Annotated in this window: 14 protein-coding genes; 11 read left to right on the plus strand and 3 right to left on the minus strand. The window is 72.9% G+C overall.

From position 1 onward, the window contains the following. Window positions 1-133: 133 nt before the first annotated feature. From hppD to O7615_RS24550, 4 genes are read left to right on the plus strand one after another with little or no spacing between them, the layout of a single operon-like run. Window positions 134-1,171 carry a 4-hydroxyphenylpyruvate dioxygenase gene (gene hppD, locus O7615_RS24535; RefSeq protein ID WP_278180145.1) on the plus strand — a complete coding sequence of 346 codons (1,038 nt, stop codon included), beginning with the start codon at window positions 134-136 and terminating at the stop codon, window positions 1,169-1,171. Beyond that, window positions 1,168-3,615, plus strand: a complete 2,448-nt coding sequence (locus O7615_RS24540; protein WP_278180146.1) for an aminotransferase class I/II-fold pyridoxal phosphate-dependent enzyme — start codon at window positions 1,168-1,170, stop codon at window positions 3,613-3,615. Before hppD ends, O7615_RS24540 begins: the two co-directional genes overlap by 4 nt. After that, window positions 3,612-5,108 (plus strand): amino acid adenylation domain-containing protein, encoded by a 1,497-nt coding sequence (locus O7615_RS24545; protein ID WP_278180147.1) that lies wholly within the window; start codon window positions 3,612-3,614, stop codon window positions 5,106-5,108. The genes O7615_RS24540 and O7615_RS24545 overlap by 4 nt, the downstream gene beginning before the upstream one ends. A gap of 12 nt (window positions 5,109-5,120) precedes the next feature. After that, a complete protein-coding gene (locus O7615_RS24550; protein ID WP_278180148.1) occupies window positions 5,121-5,855 on the plus strand; it encodes a thioesterase domain-containing protein in 735 nt (244 codons plus the stop codon). Between the two features lie 10 nt (window positions 5,856-5,865). Here the strand turns inward: O7615_RS24550 and O7615_RS24555 are convergent, their stop codons facing one another. From O7615_RS24555 to O7615_RS24565, 3 genes are read right to left on the minus strand one after another with little or no spacing between them, the layout of a single operon-like run. Further along, on the minus strand, window positions 5,866-8,382 hold the full coding sequence (locus tag O7615_RS24555; RefSeq protein ID WP_278180149.1) for an amino acid adenylation domain-containing protein: 2,517 nt from the start codon (window positions 8,380-8,382) through the stop codon (window positions 5,866-5,868). Then, window positions 8,375-9,601 carry a cytochrome P450 gene (locus O7615_RS24560; RefSeq protein WP_278180150.1) on the minus strand — a complete coding sequence of 409 codons (1,227 nt, stop codon included), beginning with the start codon at window positions 9,599-9,601 and terminating at the stop codon, window positions 8,375-8,377. Before O7615_RS24560 ends, O7615_RS24555 begins: the two co-directional genes overlap by 8 nt. Next, window positions 9,598-10,362, minus strand: a complete 765-nt coding sequence (locus O7615_RS24565; RefSeq protein ID WP_278182214.1) for an FkbM family methyltransferase — start codon at window positions 10,360-10,362, stop codon at window positions 9,598-9,600. Before O7615_RS24565 ends, O7615_RS24560 begins: the two co-directional genes overlap by 4 nt. Window positions 10,363-10,561: 199 nt before the next feature. On the opposite strand from O7615_RS24565, the gene O7615_RS24570 reads away from it, so the two are divergent. The 7 genes from O7615_RS24570 (at window position 10,562) to O7615_RS24600 (ending at window position 20,946) form a co-directional block, all read left to right on the plus strand. Further along, a complete protein-coding gene (locus O7615_RS24570; RefSeq protein ID WP_278180151.1) occupies window positions 10,562-13,441 on the plus strand; it encodes an amino acid adenylation domain-containing protein in 2,880 nt (959 codons plus the stop codon). Further along, entirely contained in the window at window positions 13,438-14,967 is a 1,530-nt protein-coding gene (locus tag O7615_RS24575; RefSeq protein ID WP_278180152.1) for a lyase family protein, read from the plus strand. The genes O7615_RS24570 and O7615_RS24575 overlap by 4 nt, the downstream gene beginning before the upstream one ends. Beyond that, window positions 14,964-15,860 carry a kinase gene (locus tag O7615_RS24580; RefSeq protein ID WP_278180153.1) on the plus strand — a complete coding sequence of 299 codons (897 nt, stop codon included), beginning with the start codon at window positions 14,964-14,966 and terminating at the stop codon, window positions 15,858-15,860. Before O7615_RS24575 ends, O7615_RS24580 begins: the two co-directional genes overlap by 4 nt. An 8-nt stretch (window positions 15,861-15,868) precedes the next feature. After that, a complete protein-coding gene (locus tag O7615_RS24585) occupies window positions 15,869-18,148 on the plus strand; it encodes a pyridoxal-phosphate dependent enzyme (RefSeq protein WP_278180154.1) in 2,280 nt (759 codons plus the stop codon). 5 nt (window positions 18,149-18,153) lie between these two features. Next, entirely contained in the window at window positions 18,154-19,176 is a 1,023-nt protein-coding gene (locus O7615_RS24590) for a GntG family PLP-dependent aldolase (RefSeq protein ID WP_278182215.1), read from the plus strand. Beyond that, window positions 19,173-20,120 carry a TauD/TfdA family dioxygenase gene (locus O7615_RS24595; RefSeq protein WP_278180155.1) on the plus strand — a complete coding sequence of 316 codons (948 nt, stop codon included), beginning with the start codon at window positions 19,173-19,175 and terminating at the stop codon, window positions 20,118-20,120. The genes O7615_RS24590 and O7615_RS24595 overlap by 4 nt, the downstream gene beginning before the upstream one ends. Window positions 20,121-20,205: 85 nt before the next feature. Next, on the plus strand, window positions 20,206-20,946 hold the full coding sequence (locus tag O7615_RS24600) for an alpha/beta fold hydrolase (protein WP_278180156.1): 741 nt from the start codon (window positions 20,206-20,208) through the stop codon (window positions 20,944-20,946). The last annotated feature ends 6 nt before the right edge of the window (window positions 20,947-20,952 follow it).

Below are 20,952 nucleotides of genomic sequence, written 5' to 3' on the forward strand. Positions count from 1 at the left end.
AAAGCCACCGGTCACATCGACGTCGGCAGCCGTCGCGGCCCGCGTCCTGCGCCCGTTGACGAGGCGATACTAAACGCATACAGTGACAGCAGTAAAGTCAACATAACAACAGTTAACAGCGGTGGGAGTCCAAGTGTTTCGTGACATCCCGTACCTGGACCTGGTCACCGACGAACCGCAGGGCGCCATCGACTACCTCTGCGACCGGCTCGCCTTCGTGCCGGCGGCGAGCGCCGCCGACGCCGACCGGCGGGCGTTGGCGCTGCGCAACGGCCCGGTGACCATCGTCGTGTCGTCCCCGGTGGGCACCGGTGGGCCCATTGCCAGACATCTCGACCGGCACGGCGCCGGCATCATCGACATCCCGATGACCAGTACCGACCTCGACGCCGACGTGCGAACGCTGGTCCGCGCGGGCACCCCGATGCTGCCCGCGTCGCCGGGCGTCGCGGTCGCCGCCGGGTTCGGGCCCGTCGTGCACACCCTGCTGCCCACCGGCGCGGCTCCACTGCCACCCGGTCTGGAATGGACGTCGCTGCCCGAGCCCGCCGTCGCCCGGGGTGCTCTCGACGTGCAGGCGCTCGACCACATCGCCGTCTGCCTGCCCGGCGGAACCCTGCAGCAGACGGCCGACCACTACGCGTCCGCCTTCGGTCTGCCCCGCTACTCCAGCGAGTACATCGAGGTGGGTGCGCAGGCGATGGACTCGGTGGTGGTACGCAGCCCTTCCGGCGCCATCACGTTCACCCTCATCGAGCCCGACCTGTCACACGAGCCCGGACAGATCGACGAGTTCCTCGACCGGCACTCGGGTGCCGGCGTACAGCACCTTGCCTTCCTGGTCGACGACATCGTCACCGCCGTGCGGCAGGGGCGCGACGCCGGGATCGCCTTCCTCACCCCACCGGGCGTCTACTACGAGACCCTCCTCGAACGGGTCACCTCGCTCAGCGACCGCATCGAGGACCTGCGCGACACCGGGGTCCTCGCCGACTGCGACGAGTGGGGTTACCTGCTCCAGATCTTCACCCGCTCGCCGTACCCGCGCCGGACCCTCTTCTACGAACTCATCCAGCGCAACGACGCCCGCGGCTTCGGCAGCGCCAACATCCGCGCCCTCTACGAGGCGGTCGAACGCGAGCGCCAACGCGAGAGCGCCCGCAGCCGATGACCGCACCGCACCGGCCCTACCTCACCCTCGAAGACCTCGCGTCGGCGGCCCGCGCCACGTTGCCCGCCGACATCTGGGACTTCGTCGAGGGTGGGGCCGGCCACGAACGCACCCTCGCGGCCAACCGTCAGGCGTTCGGCCGGATCAGGCTCCGGCCCCGGGTGCTCACCGGGGTGACCACCGTCGACCCGGGCGTCACCGTCCTCGGCCGCCGCTGGGCCGCCCCGGTCGGCATCGCGCCGATGGCGTACCACACGCTGGTCCACCCGGACGGGGAGTTGGCCTCCGCCCGGGCCGCCGGTGCCCACGGCGTACCGCTGGTGGTCAGCACGATGGCGGGCCGCACCTTCGCCGAGATCCGCGCGCAGAGCACCGCTCCGCTGTGGTTGCAGCTGTATCCGCTGCGCGACCCGGCCGAGACGGCGAACCTGGTGGGCGCGGCCGAGCGGGCCGGTTTCGAAGCGCTGGTCCTCACCGTCGACGTCCCCTGCCTCGGCCGACGCCTGCGTGACCTGCGCAACGGCTTCCGACTGCCGGACGGGGTCGTGCCGGTCAACCTGCCCGCGTCGTGGCGCGACGGCGCCAGCCGTCCCGCCGGGCACGCGGCGACCAGCTTCGCGACCGGGCTCACCTGGGACACCGTCGCACGGCTCTGCGACGCCACGGCCCTTCCGGTGATCGTCAAGGGCGTGCTGACCGCCGAGGACGCCCGGCTGGCCGTCGCGGCGGGCGTCGCCGGCCTGGTCGTCTCCAATCACGGCGGACGGCAGCTCGACGGGGTACCCGCCGCCGTCGACGCGCTCTCCGAGGTGGTACGCGCCGTCGACAGCTCCGTCGTCGTCCTGCTCGACGGCGGCGTACGCGGTGGCGGCGACGTGCTGGCCGCGCTGGCCCTGGGCGCCACCGCCGTGTTCGTCGGCCGGCCCGTGCTGCACGGGCTGGCCGTCGACGGGGAGCAGGGGGTCGGCGACGTCCTCCGGATCCTGATCGAGGAGACCACCGAGTGCATGCTCCTGGCCGGTCTGGCCACCGTCGCCGGCATCGGCCCCGCCACGATCACCGCCCCGGCGATCGGAGTTCACGAGCCGGCCGGCGGGCCGCCGTCGACCGGCCGGGCGACCGACCCGGTGGCCAGCGCGCCGCCGTCGACCGGTCTGCACCTCACCCAGCTGCACGCCAGCCTCCGTCATCCCGTCCTGCGCACCATGACCTTCCTCAACGAGATCGTCGCCCGCTACCCGAAGGCGGTGTCGTTCGCGCCCGGCCGCCCGTTCGAGGACGGGTACGACCTGGCGGAGCTGACCGGGCACCTGCGCGCCTACCTCGACCACCGATGCGCGGACGGGCACAGTGAGACCGCGCTGACCCGCGAACTGTTCCAGTACGGACCGACCGCCGGCACGATCCGCGACATCGTCGCCCGGACCGTCACCGAGGACGAGGCGATCCGCGCCGCCCCCGAGGCGTACGTGATCACGGTGGGGGCGCAGGAGGGCCTCCTGATCACCGTCCGGGCGCTCTGTGCCGGCCCCGACGACGTCCTGCTGGTGCCCGACCCGTGCTACACCGGCATCACGGGCGTCGCGAGCCTGCTCGGCGTGACCGTGCTGGCGGTGCCCGAGACCGGCGACGGTCCCGACCCGGCGTACCTGGACCGTCTCCTGGTGCGGCTCACCGCCCAGGGCCGGCGGGCCCGCCTGCTGTACCTGGTCCCCGACGCCGCCAATCCCTCCGGCACCACCATGAGCCGGGACGCCCGCGAGCGCCTGCTGCGGGTGCTGCGCCCGCACGGCACGCTGGTGCTCGAAGACTCCCCGTACCGGCTGCTCTGCCCGCCGGATCGGCCACCCACGCTCAAGGCGCTCGACCGGCACGGGCAGGTCGTCCACGTCGGATCCTTCGCCAAGTCCGCCTTTCCCGGCGCCCGGGTGGGCTACGTCATCGCCGACCAGGTCGTGCACCGGCCGGACGGCGTCGGCCTGCTCGCCGACGAACTCAGCAAGATCAAGAGCATGGTCACGGTGAACACCTCGCCGGTCAGCCAGGCCCTCGTCGGCGGGCTGCTGCTGCGCGCCGGCCATCGCCTCGGCGAGGCCACCGCACCGGCCGCCCGCCGGTACTCGGCGATGATGCGCCTGCTGCGCACCGAACTGGACCGCCACTTCCCGCCGCCGCTGCGCCAACGGCTCGGTGTGGACTGGAACGACCCGGACGGCGGCTTCTTCCTCAGCCTGACCGTGCCGTTCGTCGCCGCCGACGAGCAACTCGACCACTGCGCCCGCGAGTACGGCGTGCTGTGGACCCCGATGAGCTACTTCCACGTCGAGCCCGGCGCCGAGGCGGGACTGCGTGCCATCCGCCTGTCCGTCAGCTACCTCACCGAGCAGGAGATCGTCGACGGCGTCGGGCGGCTCGCCCGCTTCATCACCGACACCATCGGATGACGACGACCAGTGCGGCGATCGCCGTACCGCAGTTGGTGTGGCCGTGGATCCGGCGGGCCCCGCACGCTCCCGCGGTGCGCCACGGCGCCCGGTCGCGCGACTACCGGGCCGTCGCCGGCCTGGCCCGCGCCGTGGCCGACCGGCTCGCCGACGCCGGGATACGGGCCGAGGACCGGGTCGCCCTCCTGGCAGACCGCGGCGTCGACCTGCCCGGGGCGCTGCTGGGGATCGCCGCGTCCGGCGCGGTGTGCGTCCCGATGGACGCCACCCACCCGGCGGAGCGGCTCGGCTATGTCGCCGCCGACGCCCAGGCCCGCCTCGTGCTCACCGACGGGGCGCGACCGGTACCGCCCGCCCTGGCCGGGCTGCCGGTGCTCCGGCTGGACACGCTGGCCCCGGCGCCGGGGGAGATCGGCTTCGACGGGCACCAGCACCAGCTGGCGTACGTGCTCTACACCTCCGGCTCCACCGGGCGGCCCAAGGGCGTCGGAGTGACCCACGGCGCGCTGGTCAACTGCCTCACCGCGACCGCCCGTGCGCTGGCCTACGCCCCCGGCGAGCGGTGGCTCGCGGTCACCCCGCCCACCTTCGACATCGCCATGCTGGAACTGCTGCTACCGCTCTGCGCCGGCGGTCAGGTCGAGATCGCCGGACGCGAGGAGGCCCGCAGCGGTCCCGCCCTGGCTCGGCTGCTCGCCGCCACCACCCCGCGCTACCTGCACGCCACGCCGCTGACCTGGCAGCTGCTCTTCACCACCGGCTGGACCGGTGCCGCCGGACTCGTCGCCCTGATCGGCGGCGACCGGGTGCCGCCCGCGCTCGGCGGGCGACTGGCGGAGTGCGTCGAACGGGTCCACCACCTGTACGGTCCCACCGAGGCGACCATGTACGCCGTCAGCGACATCGTGCGCCCCGGGCCACCGCCCGCCGTGCTGCCCATCGGCGTCGCGATTCCTGGCACCCGGGCGGTGGTGCTCGACCCCGCGCTCCATCCGGTGCCGCCCGGTACGGTCGGTGAGCTCTGCCTCGGCGGCGCCTGCCTGGCCCGTGGCTACCTCGGCCGGCCCGCCCTGACCGCGCAGCGCTTCGTGCCCGATCCCGACCATCCCGGCGAGCGGCTCTACCGCACCGGCGACCGCGCGCGGCTGCTGCCCGACGGGCGACTCGAACTGCGCGGCCGCGCTGACGACCAGGTGAAGATCCGTGGTCACCGGATCGAGTTGGGCGAGATCGAGAACGTGATGAGCGAACATCCCGACGTCGCGGTGGCCGCCGCCGTGGTCGTACCGGCCGGCGCGGACCAGCGCCTCGTCGGGTACGTGCAGTTGCGTCCGGCCGCGCCAGTGACGGCGCTCGACACGCTCCGCGCGTACCTGTGCGACCGGCTCCCCGGATACCTGCGACCCGCGGCGATCGGCGCGCTGCGCACCATGCCCACCACCACGACCGGGAAAGTGGACCGCGCCGCGCTCGCCCGCATCCGTCTCCCGTGAGGTGAGGACACCATGCCGGTAGATGCCGCCCGCGCCAACGGATGGCTGCTGCGCCCGGTCGAGGGTGACCCGGCCAGCCGCCTGTTCTGCCTGCCGTACCTCGGCGCCGGCGCCTCGATGTACCACCGCTGGCCGCGCCGCATCGGTGACGTCGAGGTCTGCCTGCTGCAACCACCGGGCCGGGAGAACCGGCTGCTGGAACCGGCACACCAGGCGTACGGACCGTTCGCCGAGGACCTGCTGGCCGCGGTGGCGCCGCTGCTGGACCGGCCGTACGCGCTCTTCGCGCACTGCAACAGCGTCTTCGCCGCCTACGTGGTGGCGCTGCGACTGGCCGCCGCCGGCCACCCGCCACGGCGCTTCTTCGCCTCCTCGATGGTCGCCCCCGACCAGGTGCCGTTCGGCGGCCTGCTCGACGTCCCCGCAGACCGCCTGCCCGAGGTCGTCGCCGACCTGATGCGGGCGCGTGGCGTCGCGCCGTCACCGGAGATCGTCGAGCTGGCCATGGAGGCGGTCGAGGGTGACCTGCGCGCCTACCGCGATTTCGGCGGTGCCCCGCCCGGCACGATGCCCTGCCCGGTCACCGTGCTGTCGTGGCGGCACGACCGCACGGTGCCGCCGAGCCTGACCGCTGGCTGGACCCGGTTCGGCCGGGACCGCGCGGTCAGTCTCGACGGCGACCATTGGGCCTTCCTGGACCCCTCGCCGGCCCTGCTGCGGGTCATCGCGGAGGACCTAACCGGCTGAGGTGTCCGGGTCACGCGGACTGGAGCCGCCTGACCGCCGCGGCGAAGTCGGCCAGCACCGGCTTCTCGAACAACAGGCGCATCGGCAACCGGGTGAGCTGGTACGCCTGCCGGACCGAGCCGATCATCTGGGCTGCCACCAGCGAGTGCCCGCCCAACTCGAAGAAGCTGTCGGTGCGCCCCACCCTCGGTACGCCCAGCGCCTCCCGCCAGTAGCCGGCGATGCGCTGCTCATCCGGGGTCTGCCACTGCCCGGCCGGTTCGTCGGCAGCCTCGCCCGAGGGCTCGGGAAGGGCCGCGCGATCGATCTTGCCGCTGCTGTTCAGCGGCATCGCGTCCAGCACCAGGTAGCTGGCCGGGAGCATGTAGTCCGGCAGTGCCCGGCTCAGCGGAGCGCGCAGCGTTCCGCGCAGCGCCACCGGGTCGATGGTCGGGTCGCTGAGGGTCAGGTACGCCACCAGCCGGTCGTGGCCGCCGTCCCGGCGTACCACCACGGCGGCGTCCCGGACCTCTGGCTGTGCCATCAGGTGATGCTCGATCTCGCCCAGCTCGACCCGGAAGCCGCGCAGCTTCACCTGGTGGTCCACCCGACCGAGGTGGTGCAACTGGCCGTCGTTGCCGAACCGTCCGAGGTCACCCGTGCGGTACATGCGCGAGCCGGCCGGGCCGTGCGGGTCGGGCAGGAACGCCGCAGCGGTCGTCGCGGGCTGCGCCCGGTACCCGCGGGCGAGTCCGACCCCGGCCACGAAGATCTCCCCGGGGGCGCCGACCGGCACCGGCCGCAACGCGCGGTCGAGCAGGTAGACCGCCAGGTTCGGGAGGGCCACGCCGATCGGGGGCGCGCTGGTGACCGGCGCGGCGACGTCGGTGAAGGTGGCGCAGACGGTCGTCTCCGTCGGCCCGTACGCGTTGACGAAACGGCGGCCGGGCGCCCAGACGGCGGCCAGGTCGGTGTCGCACTGCTCCCCGGCGGAGACGACCACGCGCGGGTTGCCGAGATCGTCCGGGGTCAGCGCGCGCAGCAGGGTCGGTGGGTACGTGCCGACGGTCAGGCCCAGCTCCCGGATCTCCGCGGCGATCTCCGCCGGGGTCGCCTCGGCGGTGCTGAGGACACCGAGCGACGCCCCACCGGCGAAGGCCATCGCCATCTCCCAGACGGAGGCGTCGAAGGCCGCCGAGGAGAACAGTGACGTGCGGTCGTCCGGGCCCACCGCGAATCGGTCCCGCAACGTCACCGCCAGGTTGGCCAGTCCGGCCTGGGTGATCTCCACCCCCTTGGGTCGTCCGGTCGAGCCGGAGGTGTAGATGACGTAGGCCAGGTCCGTTGCGGCCGGCGGGTCGGTGACGGGAGTGTCGGGCTGGGCGGCGATCGCCTCCGCGTCGCGGTCGAGCAGCAGGAGCGGACCGGTGTGGGCGGCCACCGCACCGGCCTCGCCGCTGGTGGTGACGACCAGCGACGCCCCGGCGGCGGTGAGGATGTCGCGTATCCGCTCGGCCGGGTGCCGGGGATCCAGCGGCAGGTACGCCGCCCCGCTCTTGAGCACCGCGAGGAAGCTCAGCGGCAGATCCACACCGCGTCCGACGCAGACACCCACCACCGAGCCGCGACCCGCGCCCGACCGCCGCAGGTGATGTGCCAGCCTCGTCGCCCGGTCCTCCAGCTCCCGGTAGCTGATCGTGGTGTCGCGGGTCCGGACCGCGACGGCGTCCGGTCGGGCCGCGGCCGTCTCGGCGAACAGCTGCGCCGGTACGGCCAACGGTGCGTCCGCGCGATGGCGGGGGAGCCGGTCCAGCAGCTCCCGGTCGGCCGGGCTGAGCATCGGCAGCTCGGACAGCCGGGTGCCGTCGTCGACCGCGGTACCCGCCAGCAGCAGGGTGAGCTGGTCCAGCAGCCGCCGCGCGGTGGCCGCGGCGAACCAGGGCGAGCGGTAGTGCAGCAGGGCCCGGCCGCCGTCCTCGGCCACCCACAGGTGCAGCTCGGTGCCGTCGCACATGGGCGGCGGCGTGGGGCCGACCGAGACCGCCAGTTGCGGAGGCCCGGAGATCGCCAGCAGCGTCGACGCGTCGAGGTTGCGGTGCGCCAACGCGTCGAGCAGCACGTCCCGGGTGTGGCGCAGGAGATCGGTGAACGTGGGCTCACCGGCGCAGTCGAGACGTACCGTCACGGGCAGCACGTGTTCCGGGTGCCGGGCCCGCGCCAGTGGCGTGCTGACCAGCACGTCGTCCTGTCCGGTGAGGCGCGACGCCCAGCCGGCCGCGGCGGCGGTCACCACCATCAGGGCGCTCGCCCGCTCGCGCCGGGCCAGCCGGCCGACCGCCCGGCCGACCTCCGGTGGCAGCGTCAGCTCGCAGGAGGCGGCGGTGAGGGGCGCACCGGGCACCGGTGGCCGGTCGTACGGCAGGCCGAGCCGAGGCGGGGCGCCCCGCAGGTGCCGCCGCCAGTACTCCACGTGTCGGGGGTCGTCGGTCAGGTCGGTCGGCGCGCCGAGCGCACCCGTCGGCCCCGCGGAGGTCAGCGCCTCAGTCACGATCGTCCTCCAGGTGAATGCGTACGGGAAGCTGGTCCAGACCCCACATCAGGTTCGACCTGAGCCGGCGGACCGGTCCGGTCAGCTCGAAGCGCGTCACCTGGCTGGCCAGGGCGTCGAGGGCGACCCGCAGTTCGAGCCGGGCCAGGGCGGCCCCGATGCAGAAGTGCTGCCCCATGCCGAAGGTGACGTGCCGGTTGGGCCATCGGGTGATGTCGAAGCGGGACGCGTCGGGAAAGGCCGCCTCGTCGCGGTTGACCGCCGGGTTCCAGACGGTCACCTGTTCACCGGCCTCGACGAGTTGCGGCCCGACCATGACGTCGGTGAGCGCGGTGCGCATGACGTGCAGGCTCGGCGCGGTCCAGCGCAGGATCTCCTCGACGGCGGTCGGCATGACGGCGCCGGTCTCGTGCCGCATCCGGTGCCACTGCGACGGGTTCTGGACGAACGCCAGCACGCCACCGGCCGTGGCGTGCCGGGTGGTCTCGTTGCCGCCGGTCAGGATGCCGTTGATGTTGACCTGGATGTCCTCGTCGGACATCCGGTAGCCGGCGGACTGCCCGGTCACCATGGCGCTGACGAGGTCGTCGCCGGGCCTGCGGCGGCGTTCGGCGATCAGGTCCGCCGAGTACAGGAAGATGTCGGCATGCGCCTGTTCCTGTGACTCGGCGCTGATCGGCTCGCCGTCGACCTCGGTGACCGAGCCGAATGCGGTACGGGTCAGCTCGATCATCAGGTCCCAGTCGTCGCGCGGTACGCCGAGCAGCTGGCAGGTGACGTAGAGTGGCAGCCGCCCGGCGAAGCGGTCCACGAAGTCGAAGGAGTCGAGGTCGCGTACCTCCTGGAGGAGCTGCCGCACGATGGCGCGCATGCTCTGCTCCAGCCGGTGTACCGATTTCGGGGTGAAGGCCGGGTTGAGCACGTCGCGCATCCGCCGGTGCCGGATCCCGTCGGTGACGATCAGCATCTTGCCGGCGGAGGCGCGCCCGGCGGCACCCTCACCGCCGATGCGCATCCCGCGTTCCGAGGTGAAGGACTGTCGATCCTCGTAGACGGCGGTGGCCAGGCGGTGGGTGGTGATCGCCCAGAACTCGGCGCCGTCGGGCCGCCGGTTGCGGTACATCGGAGCGTGCTCACGCAGGTGGTCCCAGACCCGGTACGGGTCGCCGCTGACGTACAGTTCGGGATCGCCCAGGTCCACGTCGGTCAGCTGGTTCATCCCGCGCCTCCGTGCGTGCGTACCGCGAACAACTCGACGATGTCGGTGCCGGTGAGCAGCGGATCCTGGGCCACACCGACCCGGTATCCGCGGCCGGTGAGTTCCTGGCGCAGGTGGTGCAGCCGTCCCGCGATGTCGTGCAGTTGCACGACGACCTGTCGGATCGCCGGCCAGTGTCGTTCCGCTATCCCGCGCAGCACCTCGACCTCCGCCTTCTCGACGTTGATCTTCACCAGGTCGATCGGTGCGCCGCCCAGCTCGTCGGCGACGTCGGAGAAGGTCCGCAGCTCGCAGGTGAGCGTCTCGCTGTGGTGCCGGCCGGCCACCATCTCCTCGATGTCGTCGGTGTCGAACCCGCTGTTGGCGAGGAAGGTGCGGGTGAGCTGTTCGTCGTACTCCCGGTCGGCGTGGAAGCTGGTCATCGCGGTGATCTCCGGGTAGTTGGTGAGCACCGCGCTGCCGGAACGGTCCGACAGGGCGAAGGGGTAGGCGGCGCCGCGGACGCCGTGTTCGGCGAAGTTGGCGGCGAGCGCCTGGTAACACCGGGGTGCGGGTTCGAACGCGAGGACGCGGCTACCTGCCTCCCAGTGGAAGAAGAGCGAGGCGATGCCGACGTTCGCCCCCACGTCGAAGACGGTCCCACCCGGCGTCAGCGTGACGCCGTGTTGCAGGTAGGCGCGTCCGGTCACGATGTTGCGGTACATCAGGCTCGTCTCGCCGGCGTTCAGTTGCGCGACGTCACAGCCGTTGGGCAGGCGCATCCGCTCCACGCGCCGTACCTCCGTTTCGGTCGACCCTTCGTGTCCGGCCATCCGGCCAAGCCACCCAGTCACCTGATATTGACTGTAGTTGTGAAGAGATTACAGTAGTTGCTAGACGCTGACTACGGATGCGCACGTGGGGAGGGGCGAGTACGTGACAGAGTCGCTATCGGTACCGGTCGACCACGATCGATGGAAGTTGTCTGACGAGGCGGCCGCCGCCGTGACGAGGGCGGCCCACGCCGCGCAGGTGCCACCCGGGCAGGTGGCCGCCGCAGCCTGGACCAAGGTCAGGTCGGTGCTGACCGGGGAGCCTGAGCTACCCCCCGGCCCCTGGCGCTCCCTGCTCGGCACCGACACCGGCGAGGCCACCCTCGACGGTGAACCACCGGGCGCCGTCCTGCTGCGGCACCGGGCCGACCTGCTGCGCCACGTCGACGCGTCACGGGTCGGCGAGTACCTCGGGGAGGTCCTGCGGGCCATCGCCGCCGACCTGGACGCACCGCACGAGCAGCACTCACTGCTGACCGGCAAGGACGTGTGGCGGCAGCTCAACGTGCTCCACGGCGAGCTGCGCGAGCTACCCGACCGGCGGGCGCACGAGCTGATCGGCGAACAGGCCCGGCGTACCCCGGAGGCGGTCGCCGCCGTCCTCGGCGAGCTGCGGTGGACGTACGCCGAACTGGACCAGCGCGCCAACGCGGTGGCGAACCGGCTCGTCGAGGCCGGTGCGCGTCCCGGCGATGTCGTCGCCGTGCTCAGCGAGCGGACCCTGCCGTGGGTGGCCGCGATCCTCGGCATCCTCAAGGCCGGTCTGGTCTACCTCCCGGTCGACCCGGCCTATCCGCGCTCCCGGATCGTCGGCATTTTGCGGCGCAGCGCCGCCCGACTGCTCCTAGCCGAGGCGTCGGTCGAACCGATCGCCGACGTCCCGGTCCTTCCGCTGCAGGCGCCCGGAGCCACCACCGACCCGCGCGTGTCCGTGGCGGCCGACGCCCCGGCGTACATCTACTTCACCTCCGGCTCCACCGGCGAGCCGAAGGGAGCGGTCTGCGCCCACGACGGCATGCTCAACCACCTGAGCGCCAAGATCGACGACCTGGACCTGAGCGAACAGGACGCCGTCTGCCAGAACGCGCCGCAGTGCTTCGACATCTCCCTGTGGCAGGTGCTGGCACCGCTGCTGGTTGGCGGTCGCACCGTCCTCGTGCCGCCGCAGGTGATCCTCGACGTCGAGGCGTTCCTCGCCACCCTCGACCGGGAACGGATCACCGTCCTGCAACTCGTCCCCTCCTACCTCGAGGTCCTCCTCGGCCATCTGGACCTCGCCCCGCAGCAACGCCCGGCACTGCGGATCGTCTGCGTCACCGGCGAGGCCATCTCCCGCAACCTCGTCGCCCGGTGGTTCGGATGCTTCCCCGACGTCCCCCTGGTCAACGCCTACGGCGCCACCGAGGTCTCGGACGACACGACGCACGAGATCATGCGGGCGGTGCCCGCCACCGAACTGGTCCCGGTCGGCCGCCCGGTGCAGAACGTGTCGGTGTACATCCTGGACAGTCGTCTCGCCCCGGTACCCTTCGGCGCGCCCGGACAGATCGCGTTCGCCGGTCGCTGCGTCGGCCCCGGCTACATCAACGACCCGGACCGGAGCGCTCTCGCCTTCGTGGCCGACCCGTTCCAGCCCGGCCAGCGGATGTACCTGACCGGCGACTACGGCCGCTGGCTGCCCAACGGGCATCTGGAGTTCCTCGGCCGCCGCGACGAGCAGGTCAAGATCAGTGGAATGCGCGTCGAGGTCGGTGAGGTCGAGAACACCGTCCTGCGGGTGCCCGGCGTACGCTCCGCCTGCCTCGTCGTCGTCCCGATCGGGACGAGCAAGCGCCTCGCCGCCTTCTTCACCGCCGACGAACCGGTACCGGATCTCAAACGTCGGCTGGTCGACCTGCTGCCGGCCCACATGGTCCCCTCCACGGTCCACCAGCTCGACGCGCTGCCGCTGACCGAGAACGGCAAGGTGGACAAGGCCGCGCTGGTCGCCGCCGCCCTCCGGGCGGGCACCCAGGCAACCGCGCACCAGGACCGTGAACCGGCCACCAACCCGCTGGAGCGCCGGCTCGCGGCAGCCTGGGCCGAGGTACTCAACCGCCCGCTGGAGGACATCTACCGCACCGACAACTTCTTCGCCCTCGGCGGCAACTCGCTCTCGGCGGTCCGGTTGATCGTCAAGCTCAAGCACCTCATCACCCTCACCGACCTGACCAGCAATCCGGTGCTGGCCGACCTCGCCCAGGCCGCGAGCAGCACCAACCAGGCGCTGCTCCTACAGGCCCTGGCCGCGCCGGAGCGGCCCGTCGCGACGGTGGTGACCGTGCCCGACGCGGCCGGCACCGCGCTCAACTTCCAACCGCTCGTCGCCGGCCTGACGGCGATGAACTGTGCGCTGCTCGCCACCGAGCTACCCGGGCACGACCTCGCCCGCCCCGACGAGCCCCTGGCAGAGGTGGCGCAGGTCGCCGGCCGGCTCGCCGACGAGATCGCCGCGCGCACCACCACGCCGCTGATCCTCTGGGGCCAGGGCGCCGGTGCGGCGATCGCGCTGGAATGCGCCCGCCGGCTGCACGAGCGGGGCCGCCCGCCGGCCCAGCTCTTCCTCGCCGCCGCCACCGCCGACCCGACACAGCTCGCGGCGGATCTCGCCCAGCTGGAGGCGATGGGGGAGGGGGAGATCCGCCGGCAGATGGCCGCCGAGGCCACCTACACCGAGTTGGACGAGCTCAAGAGCGAACGGGAGGCGCTCATCGAACGGGCATACCGGCACGACACCCGCGGTGCCGCGCACTTCCTCCAGAACGCCCGGGACGGCTGGCCGGAACTGCCCGTTCCCACCTGGGTCGTCGCCGGCGACAACGACATGCGGCTGGCGGCCGAGCCGCACCCCGAGCGGGCCTGGCGGCGCTTCGCCCCGGCGGCCCGGCCGGTCGTCCTGCCCGGTGCGGGACGGCACTTCCTCCGCACCCACGCCGTCGAGGTGGTCGACCTCCTCCGGTCGGTCGTGGCCACCCGGATCGCCGCGTGACCGGGCGACCGGTCGCGGACCCGACCCCGCCGCTCACCGGGCGGCTCGGCCGTGCGCCGTCCGCCGTCCTGCACGAGCACGTGCTGGCACCGCAGTTCCGGTTCGAGGCCGACCACCTGCTCGGCTGGTACCGGCTCGTCGAGCGGGTGCTGCTCGCCGAGTACACCCGGATGGGGCTGGTCACCGACGCCGAGGCGGCCTCGATCGCCGGGCTGCTCGACGAGGCCACCGCCGAGCGGATCACGGCCGACCCGGCCGCCAACCTCTCCGACATCTGCCTGGCGCTGGAGCGGCACGTGCTGACCGGGCTGCCGGCGGTGCCGCCCGCCTGGCACGTCGACCGCAGCCGCAACGACATCCAGGCCACCGCCCACCTCCTGTACGCCCGCAGCGAGCTGCTCGACCTCGCCGAGGCCCTGCTGGAGCTCGCCCGGGTCGCCCGGCACCGGGCCGGCGCCGTCGCACACCTGCCGATGCCCGGCTACACCCACCTGCAGGCCGCCCAGGTCATCACGCCCGGCTTCTTCCTCAGCGCACTGGTCGAGCACTGCCTGCGGACGCTGCGGCGACTCGTGATGACCTACGACGAGATCAACCTGAGCCCACTCGGCGCGGGCGCGATGAGCGGCCAGGAGCTGCCGTGGGACCGGGACCGGATGGCCCTGCTGCTCGGTTGCGCCGGCCCGCAGCCGCACGCGCTGACCGCCGTCGCGTCCCGGGCCTGGGCGCTGGAGATCGCCGGCGAGTTCTCCCACTTCGGCGTGGGGCTGAGCCGGTTCGTCACCGACCTGATGGCCTGGGCCAGCAGCGCCTACGGCTTCGTCGAACTGCCCGACGAACTCGCCGGCATCTCCGCGGCCATGCCGCAGAAGAAGAACTATCCGGTGCTGGAGCGGATCCGGGGCCGGACCGCCCACCTGACCTCACTCGCCCTCGACCTCGCCACCGGCCAACGGTCCACCCCCTACAGCAACATGGTCGAGGTCTCCAAGGAGGCCGGCGCCCACCTGCACGACCTGTTCCGATCCGCCCGTGGCGTACTTGCCCTGCTGCGGGCCGTCCTGGAGCACCTGCGCTGGCATCCCGAGACGATGCGGGCCGCCTGCGACCGTGAGTTCCTCGGCGGGTTCACCCTCGCCAACCGGCTCACCCTCGACGAGGGCGTCCCCTGGCGGACCGCGCAGGTCGTCGTCGGGCGGTACGTCAGCGCCAAACTGGCCGCCGGTGACCCCCTGGACCGGCCGGACCCACGGCTGCTGGCCCGCCTGGCCGAGGCGGCGGGACACCCGCTGACCGAGCCGGCGGCGCGGTTGCGGGGACTCGACAGCGACGGGCAACTGGCCGTCAAGTGCTCCGCCGGCTCCGCCCGGCCCGACCACGTCCGTGACCTGCTGGACCGCCAGGAGACCGCGCTCGACGCGCTGGCGCGCGAGTGGCACCGGCGTCGCGGCACCGTCGAGTCCGCGGTCCGGGAGGCGTACGCCCTCGTCGCCGCCGGACCGCCGACCGCGACCGTGGCGCCATGAGTACCGGGCAGGCCCACCGGGCCCGGACCGCCACCGGCGTCAGCTCCGCCTTCGGCACCTTCGGTGAACTGCTCCAGGGCGTGCTGCCGGATCAGGTCGACTTCCTGGTCACCCTGCCGATCGCCCGGTGGGCCACCGCGACCTTCGAGCTGGCCGCCTCGGGCGGGGTCAGTGTCGTCCCCGCGCACAAGGTCAAGGCACGCCGACTCGCCGAGGCGATGCTCGCCGTCTACGCACCCGGAGCCGGGGGACGACTGGTGCTCGACAGCACCATCCCGGAGGGCAAGGGGCTGGCCAGTTCCTCGGCGGACCTCGTGGCGACCGCCCGCGCGGCCGCCAACGCGCTCGGCGTCCACCTGCCCGACACCGGCATCGAGGACTTTCTACGGGAGATCGAACCCACCGACGGAGTGATGTACCCGGAGGTGGTGGCCTTCGCGCACCGGGCGGTACGGCTGCGGGCCCGCCTCGGCGTGCTGCCGCCGCTGACCGTGGTCGGCATCGACGAGGGCGGCACGGTGGACACGGTCGCCTTCAACCGCATCCCGAAGCCGTTCACCGCCGCCACCCGGGCCGAGTACGCGCGCCTGCTGGACACCATCACCACCGCCGTCGCGGTGGGTGACCTTGCGACCGTCGGCCGGGTGGCCACTCGCAGCGCCGAGATCAACCAGCAGCTGCGGCCCAAGCGGTGCCTGACCGCGATGCTCGCGATCTGCGCCGAGGCGGGTGGGGTCGGTGTCGTGGTGGCACACAGCGGCACCGCGATCGGCGTGCTCCTACCGCACCAGGCGCTCGGCTACGAGCGCCGCCTTGACCTGACCCTGCGCCGCTGCGCCGAACTCAGCGACCAGGTCCTGCTCTACCACGCCCTCTGTGTGGACTACCGATAGGAGCTGCCATGCGCTTCGACTCCATGGTGGACGCGATTGGGCACACGCCGCTGGTCCGCCTGCGGGCCCCCGGCGACGTGCAGCTCTACGCCAAGCTGGAACTACAGAACCCGTACGGGATGAAGGACCGGGTCGCCCGCGAGGTGGTGCTCGCCGCGCGGGAGAGCGGCGAGCTGGCCCCGGGCGCACCGATCCTGGAGAGTTCCTCCGGCACGTTGGCGCTCGGGCTCGCGCTGGTCGGCGCGGTGCTGGGACACCCGGTGCACATCGTCACTGACCCCCGCATCGACCCGATCACCCTGGCCAAGCTCCGCGCGCTCGGCTGCGTCGTGCACGTGGTGCCGGCGATGGCGCGCCACGGGTGGCAGAGCGCCCGCCTGGAGCGCCTCGCCGAGCTGCGGCGGGAGCTGCCCGGCGCGTACTGGCCGCAGCAGTACGGCAACCCCCTGAACCCGCGTGCCTACCGGGCGCTGGCCCGAGAGATCACCGCCGACCTGGGACAGGTCGACGTGCTGGTCGGCTCGGTCGGCAGCGGCGGTTCCCTCTGTGGTGCCGCCCGCGCCCTGCGCGAGCACCAGCCGGCCCTGCGGGTCGTCGCGGTCGACTGCGTCGGCAGCGTCCTGTTCGGCCAACCCGACCTGCCCCGTCGACGGCAGAGCGGCCTGGGCAACAGCCTGCACCCGGAGAACCTCGACCACGCGGTGATCGACGAGATCCACTGGCTCAACGACCGGGAGGCGTTCGCCGCCACCCGCGACCTCGCCCGGGAACAGGCGATCTTCGCCGGGAACTCGGCCGGATCGGTGTACCAGGTGATGAAGGGACTGACCGCCCGACTCGCCCGGGGCGCCCGGGTGGTCGGCATCCTGCCCGACCGGGGCGACCGGTATGCCGAGGGCTTCTACGACGACACGTACTGGACCGAGCAGCGGCTCGACGATCTTCCGCTGGCCCGTGAACCGGTGCCGGTGCCGTACGGCAGCCAGGTCACCTCCTGGTCGTACGCGCCGGTGCCGCGCCGGGAGCTGATCTTCGTCGAGTCCAACACCACCGGCACCGGGATGCTGGCGCTGCGCCAGGCGGCGCGGCTGGGGCTGCGCCCGGTCCTGCTGACCAACCGCCCGGGGCGGTACCTCGGGCTGTCCGACACCCCGGCGGAGGTGGTCGAGTGCGACACCAACGACATCGACGCCCTCCGCGCGTCACTGTCCCGGCGGGCCCGGCGGCGTCCCCTCGCCGGGATCACCACCACGAGCGAGTTCTACCTGGTGACCGCGGCCACCCTGGCGAACTGCCTGCGACTGGCCGGCAGCGGCGCGGACGCGGTCGCGGCGTGCCGGGACAAGGCCCGTACCCGGGTCCTGCTGCACCGGGCGGGTCTGGCGCAGCCGCGGTACGCCGTGGTGCGCGCCCCGGATCAGGTCGCCGCGGCGGTGGCGCGGGCCGGGCTGCCCTGCGTGGTCAAGCCGACTGACGACTCCGCCTCGACCGGGGTCCGGCTGTGCCGCACCGAGGCCGAGGCGCGGGCACAGGTCGCCGCGCTGCTCGCGGTCAGCGTGAACGTGCGCGGGCAGGCGACCTCCGGAGCCGTGCTGGTCGAGCAGTACCTCGCCGGCCCGGAGGTGAGTGTGGAGACCTTCGCGTCGGACGGGCGGGTGGAGATCGTCGGCGTCACCGCGAAGGAGGTCGGGCCCGAGCCGCACTTCGTGGAGGTCGGTCACGTCTTCCCGGCGGCGCAGGGGCCGGCGAGCGAGGCGGTTCGGGAGACCGCCCGACGGGCGCTCGTCGCGGTCGGGCTCGGCCATGGCGCGGCGCACGTCGAGATCCGCCTGACCGACGCCGGGCCGGTGGTCGTCGAGATCAACGCCCGGCTGGCCGGCGGCATGATCCCCGAGCTGATCCGCCTCGCGTCCGGGCTCGACCTGGTGGAGCGGCAGCTCCGGGCGGCGGCCGGGCTGCCGGTGGAACCCCTGGCACCCCCGACCCGGTACGCCGGGATCCGCTTCCTGACCACCGCGACCTCCGGGGTGCTCCGTGCCGTCGACGGCGTCGAGGAGGCCGCCGCGCTGCCGGGTGTGCGCGACGTGACCGTCACGGCACGGCCCGGCGCCACGGTCGGCCCGGCGGTGGACGCGTACGGCCGGCTCGGCTGGGTGATCGCCGACGGCGACAGCCCCGAGGCGGTGCGGGCGAGCCTCGACGAGGCGCTGGCCCGGGTGGCGCTGGAGGTGACCCCCGCGTCGGACGGCACCGCCGCGACTGACGAGAAAGTGATGGTACGGGCGTGATCGAGATGCGCAGCGACACCTTCACCCTGCCGACCCCGCAGATGCTCGCCGCGATGACCAGCGCAACGCTCGGCGACGACGTCTATGGCGAGGATCCGACCGTCCGCGAGTTGGAAGAGACGAGCGCGGACCTGACCGGCAAGCAGGCCGCCTGCTTCCTGCCCAGCGGCACGATGGCCAACCTGTGCGCGATCCTGGCCCAGGTGCCGCGCGGCGCGAAGGTCGTCGTCGGCGACGAGTCCGACATCTACCTGTACGAGGCCGCGGGCGCGAGTGTCTGCGCGGGGGCGAGCTACGAGCCGGTCGTCACCGACGAGGACGGCCGGCTGCCGCTCGACCGGCTGGCCGCGGCCTTTCCCGACGATCCGGACGATCCGCAGTTCGCGCTGCCCGCGCTGATCTGCCTGGAGAACACCCACAACCGGGCCGGTGGCGTGGTGCTTGACGAGGCGTACCTGGCGGCGGTGCGGAACCTCGCCGACGAGCGCGGCGTCCCGGTCCATCTCGACGGGGCCCGCCTGTTCAACGCCGCACTGGCGGCCGGGACCACCGCCGAGGACGTGGCCCGGCACGCCGACACCGTGCAGTTCTGCCTCTCCAAGGGACTCTGCGCCCCGGTCGGCTCGATGCTGGCCGGTCCCGCCGACGTCATCACCCGCGCCCGGCGGGCGCGCAAGCTGCTCGGCGGCGGGATGCGCCAGGCGGGTGTGCTGGCCGCGGCCGGGCTGGTCGCGGTGACGCGGATGCCGCAGCGGCTCGTCGAGGACCACGCGAACGCGCTACGCCTCGCCGACGGGCTGGCGCAGCTGCCCGGGGTGACGATCGACCCGAAGCGGGTGCGGACGAACATCGTCCTGTTCCGACTCACCGACCTGCCCTGGCAGCGGTTCGTCGCCGAGACGGCCCACCTCGGGCTGCGGGTGGCGGAGTTCGGGCACGGCCGGATCCGCGCGGTGACCCACCGCGGCGTCAGCCGCGCCGATGTCGACCGGGCCGTGGAGATCGTCGCCCGGGTGGTGTCGCGGTGACCGCGACGGCGGGTACCGGCCAGGCCGTCGCGCCATGGCGGGTCGACATCGGCGCGGCTGACGCCGTCGACTGGGTGTGCGACCACCGCGTCGAACTCCGTCAGCGGCTCGCCGCGGCCGGCGTGGTGCACCTGCGCGGGCTCGCCCTGGACACCCCCGCGCGCTTCGCGGCGGTCGTCGGGGCACTGGTGCGGCGGTGCCCGCGTCGGGAGCCGTTCGCGCCGCGACCGCGCGTGCTGGGGGAGGTGTACGGCGCACCGACCTGGCCGGCGTACCGGGACATGTGCCCGCACAACGAGCAGAGCCATGCCCTGGAGTTCCCCGCGATCCTGCTCCTGGCGCATCCGGCGGGGCTGGTGTCCTCGGGGCAGACGTTGCTCGCCGACGGAGTCGAGACGCTGTCCCGGTTGTCGTCGCGGGTCCGCGAGGCGTTTCTCACCCGAGGCTGGATGCTGGTCCGCAACTTCCGACCGTATGTGGGCATGGGCTGGGGACAGGCGTTCGAGGTGGCGACGGTCGCCGAGGTCGAGGCGTACTGCGCCGCGCAGGGGATCGGCCACGAGTGGCTGCCGGACGGCACGCTACGTACCCGGCAGGCCCGCTCGTCGACCTTCGTGCACCCCGACACGGGTAGCCCGGCGTGGTTCAACCAGATCGCCTTCCTCAGCGAGTGGAGCCTGCAACCGGACGAGCGCGACGTGCTGGTGGGCGCGTACGGCCGCGACGGGTTGCCGTTCAACACCTGCTACGGCGACGGGGAGCCGGTACCGGCCGAGGATCTGGTGGCGGTGCAGGAGGCGATCGACGCCTCGACGGTCCGGGTGTCCTGGACACCGGGCGACCTGCTGGTGGTCGACAACGTACGGATGGCGCACGGCCGCACCGCCCACCACGGGATGTGGCCGCTGTGGGAGGCGCAGGGCGATTCCCTCTCCCGCTGTTGACTCGTCATGACTAGTGTCATGACTTAAAGCGTTGACTCTGGTAAATTCCGTCTGTCATCGGCGGTCAAGACGAGTTGAGGTGCTGATGGACAAGTGGGTAACCATCGCCACGCCGAACCTCGCCGCCCCCACGCGGCTGTTCTGCTTCCCGTACGCCGGGGGCGGCGCGTCGGCGTACCGGGAGTGGCACCGCTGGCTGCCCCAGGTCGAGGTGGCCGCGGTGCAGCTGCCGGGCCGGGAGAACCGGCTCGGTGAACGTCCCATCGCCGCCATGGACATCCTGCTCGACCTGCTGGTCGACGCCCTCGACCCGCTGCTGCGGGAGCGGTCGTTCGCCTTCTTCGGGCACAGCATGGGGGCACGGATCGCGTACGCGCTGACCCGGCGACTCGAACAGCAGGGCGGCCCGCTGCCCACCTGGCTCTTCGTCTCCGGCAGCCCCGCACCCTGGCTACGGATCCCCGAGGTGGCCTGGGCCGAACCCGACGACCGGCTGCTGGCCTGGCTGGCCGACCTCGGCGGCACACCGCCCGAGGTGCTCGGCAACCCGGACCTCATGCAGCTGGCCCTGCCGGTCATCCGCGCCGACCTGACCATCGGCGCCACCTGGCGGTACCCGTACACCACCGCGTCGTCGGTGCCGGTGCACGCCTTCGCCGCCACCGACGACGACTACGCCACGCCGGAGCGGGCCCGGGCCTGGGAACGCGAGACCACTGGCCCCTGTCGCGTGGACATCTTCCCCGGCGGACACTTCTTCGTGCACGAGCACGCCGGCGAGATACTGCGGCTGATCGACGACGACCTGCTCAGCGTGGCGCGGTAGGCCGCC

Origin of the sequence: Micromonospora sp. WMMD1082, assembly GCF_029626175.1 — a bacterium.
GTDB lineage: Bacteria > Actinomycetota > Actinomycetes > Mycobacteriales > Micromonosporaceae > Micromonospora.